Origin of the sequence: Porphyromonas sp. CAG:1061 (assembly GCF_000435035.1) — a bacterium.
Classification (GTDB): Bacteria; Bacteroidota; Bacteroidia; order Bacteroidales; family Porphyromonadaceae; genus Porphyromonas_A; species Porphyromonas_A somerae.
Window position 1 is genome coordinate 21,489 of record NZ_HF988913.1, and the last position, 3,632, is coordinate 25,120.

General features: G+C 50.4%; 4 protein-coding genes. All 4 read right to left on the bottom strand.

The genetic code is table 11. The annotated features are described in order from the left end of the window. A partial coding sequence (kamB, locus tag QVO39_RS04675) for a lysine 5,6-aminomutase reactivase subunit KamB (RefSeq protein WP_288171769.1) occupies positions 1-902 on the bottom strand: 902 nt, incomplete at its 3' end. A gap of 39 nt (positions 903-941) precedes the next feature. Further along, on the bottom strand, positions 942-2,207 hold the full coding sequence (gene kamA / locus QVO39_RS04680) for a lysine 2,3-aminomutase (protein ID WP_018027933.1): 1,266 nt from the start codon (positions 2,205-2,207) through the stop codon (positions 942-944). 91 nt (positions 2,208-2,298) lie between these two features. Further along, the gene (gene kdd, locus QVO39_RS04685) at positions 2,299-3,345 is read right to left on the bottom strand and encodes an L-erythro-3,5-diaminohexanoate dehydrogenase (protein WP_021903219.1); all 1,047 of its coding nucleotides are present in this window, start codon (positions 3,343-3,345) and stop codon (positions 2,299-2,301) included. Between the two features lie 51 nt (positions 3,346-3,396). Next, a partial coding sequence (locus tag QVO39_RS04690) for a 3-keto-5-aminohexanoate cleavage protein (protein ID WP_288171770.1) occupies positions 3,397-3,632 on the bottom strand: 236 nt, incomplete at its 5' end.

A 3,632-nucleotide genomic window follows, 5' to 3' on the forward strand; every position in this document is an offset into this window, starting at 1 on the left:
GCCCCCAACCCTGCCCGCCGAAGGGTATAGAGCTTTTTGCCACTCGCCAGAAGGCTCCTCACCGCCTGACCCGAGACAAACAGCCTCGTAAAGTCGCGGACAATCAGCCCCCGACACCCCTTAGACTGCCGAATACGCTCCAAGAGATTGTCGTGCACCGCCCCAGAGACAAATACCAGTCCCTCCAGCAATTGCCACCGACCATCCTCCCAAAATTGGGGAAGGAGTGCCGACGCATAGCCAGGATCGAGCACCTCATCACCTACCACCAGGCGTATCCCATGAGTCACCTCCTCAAGTCTACTCGCTAGTAGACGATCTGAAAGCTCCGGCAACTCTATCTGCTGCACCAGTTCCTTGGTGAGCTGTATCAGCCGCTCTGGTTGTGCCGTAAAGGCCGCACCCGTAGCAAGTATCAGCCCATCAGCTACTGCAGGAGAAGCGAGTGACTTCCGAGAGAGTGCCCCATCAATAATCGATAGGTCGGCACCATCCCGCTGCATCACCTCCACCACCTTTCGTAGCCCTTGAGTGGTGGGTGGGCCAGCAATCAGCACCTTGCCCTCTCCTCTCGCACGAGCATATATCAGACGCCCAGTAGAAGTGGTATAAACCCGCTCCACTCCAAGCACCTCTGCCGAGAGCTGTTTCTGCCGATAGTAGTGCTCCGCCGTGACAAATAGAGTCCCCTTAGAGAGTGTAATCTCGGGCTTCTCCGTCTGCGTCACTTGATCGCGTCGCTCCCCCTCCAGCCCTATAGAGGTGAGTCCTACCACCTTATCAGGTGCTTGAGAGGCTATCCGCTGCAGTACATAATTGAGTGTGGCAGTCTTGCCAGTATTCTTGGCCGTCCCTACGATCGAAAGGCTACTGAGTGCTAGTAGTTTTTTGATAAATGGCATACCAGGAATATTGACAAGAGACCGCCTCACCCACGTGAGTTACTTATCCTTATTCTGCTCTCTAATCCTCTTGGTACGCTCCTTACGTGCCAAGTGAGTAGGAGATAACGATAGATGATTACCGGCAAGGAGTGAAGCTACTCCGTCGCAAGTATCATTACACTCCTCACAGTTGCAAGTACCCTCTTGGTACCCCTCGGGCTCCGTATAAGTGGTAATCACTCCCTCATAATTGCGGAGCACCACACGGCGAGGCGACTGAGAGATAATGTAATTAGGCATCACTGGAATCTTACCACCGCCACCAGGAGCATCCACCACAAAGGTAGGTACACAGTAGCCCGAAGTATGTCCTCTCAAGGCCTCAATGATCTCAATACCCTTGGATACTGGAGTACGGAAGTGGCTAATACCTTGAGAAAGGTCGCACACATATATATAATAAGGACGTACCCTAATCTTTACCAACTCATGCACCAAGTGCTTCATAATGCTAGGGCAGTCATTGATACCACGCAAAAGCACCGATTGATTACCCAGAGGGATACCAGCATTGGCAAGACGCTCACAAGCTAGCTTCGACTCCTCGGTAATCTCATTAGGGTGATTGAAGTGGGTATTGAGCCATACAGGATGATACTTAGAAAGCATCTGTACCAGCTCAGGAGTGATACGCTGTGGCAATACTACAGGAGCGCGCGATCCAAAGCGGATAATCTCCACGTGTGGAATAGCCCTTAGCCTCTGTAGGATATACTCTAGCATCTTATCCCCTACCATCAGAGCGTCGCCACCCGAGAGAAGCACATCACGTACCTCTGTAGCCTGCTCAATATACTCAAGGGCTCTATCGATGCGCTCTCTAGGAGCAGAGGCATCCTTATGCCCAGCAAAACGACGGCGAGTGCAGTGACGGCAATACATTGCACACATATCAGTAATCAGGAATAGCACCCTATCAGGATATCTGTGGGTGAGCCCTGGTACTGGAGAGTCCTCGTCCTCGCTCAGAGGGTCGAGCTGATCCTCAGGACTTACCACCAGCTCCTTAGCAGTAGGTACTGCCTGTTTGCGAACTGGGTCATTAGGGTCGTCGGGATTGATGAGGCTTATATAATAAGGAGTAATGGCCATACGGAGCTGCTTTAGCGTACTGCGTACTCCCTCTAGCTCCTCCTCCGTTAGTGCTACATACTTCTGCAGATCCTCTACCGTTTCAATTCGGTTTTTGAGCTGCCAGTGCCAGTCATTCCACTCCTCATCGGTCACATTGGGGAAGTAGTAGTCTCTTCTACTTTTATTCATAAATAGTATTTTCGGTCGTTATTCTTTATTTGTGGGCAGAGAGATAGGTCAATAGCAGTCTGCCCTATCTCTCTCCACCACTGTTTCATTGTTATGCGTAAAGCTCAGTAAATAGCTTTCTTAGTGGTTCGCACTCTCTAAACTCCTGCAGAGTGATCTCGGCATGACCAGCAGTGTAGCCATTGCCCACCATCATGGTCACCTGACTTCCTACCCCTTCAGCACCAAGGGCTGCTTTGGTGAAGCTCGTTGCCATAGAGAAGAAGTAGACAATGCCATCCCCCTTGGTACAGAGGATACTCGTCATCTCGGTATCTGGGATATTGACATTATTGATGGTGATATCACTCATCTTACCATTAGTCAGCTTCTCCACCTTTTCCATTACTGGGATAGGTTGCGTAGCATCGGCCGAGAAGACCTCGTCACAGAAGCCGAGACGCTTTAGTCGCTCCACACTCTCCTGAGAGTAATCAATACCGATCACCTTGCCAGTGACGCCAGCACGCTTCTTCGCCTCATAGCAGCAGAGCATACCACTCTTACCACCTGCTCCGATGATCGTAACTGTATCCCCTGGCTTCACTAGCTTAGCCACCTGAGCAGGTGCCCCCGCTACGTCAAGAGCCGAAAGCACTAGGTTCTCAGGCAGATCATCTGGAATCTTGGCATAGATACCACTCTCAAAGAGAATCGCCTTACCATCGATATCCACCTGGTCAATCTCAGGGCGAATCTCCTTAATCTTATCTATCCTTAGCGGAGTCAGCGAAAGCGAAACAAGTGTTGCCACCTTGTCCCCTTCCTTCAGGTCGATCTTACCCTTGAGGGCATCACCGATCTTCTCCACCACTCCGAGTAGCATACCACCAGAGCCAGTGACAGGATTGCGATGCTTTCCCTGCTTCTCCACAATATCCATCATGATCTCGGCAATCTTATCCTTATCTCCTCCAGCTTGCTTGGAGATCTGGGTAAAGCTTGCAGAGTCTATATTAAGTGTCTTCACATCGATGAGGATCTCATTATCGAAGATCTCATCCATATTATTGTCCACCTTATCGGCAGGCTGTGGCAATACCCCTTTAGGTGAAATCACCCTATGGGTGCCATATCTATTTCCTGGTTTCTGAGCCATATATATATTAATGTCTATTCTATTATTCTTTATATGAGTGTGTCTAGAGAATCACTTACGAGGTGGGAGTGAAAGGATCTCACGTGCCTCATCAGAGGTAGCAATCTCACGACCCAGCTCCTTGGCAATCCGTACCACCTTTGCTACCAACTCGCCATTGGACTTCGCCAATACCCCCTTAGAGAGGTAGAGGTTATCCTCAAAGCCCACACGTACATGGCCGCCCATAGCGATCGCATGTGCCGCGAGTGTAAACTCATGGCGTCCAATCCCTGTAGCGGTCCAAG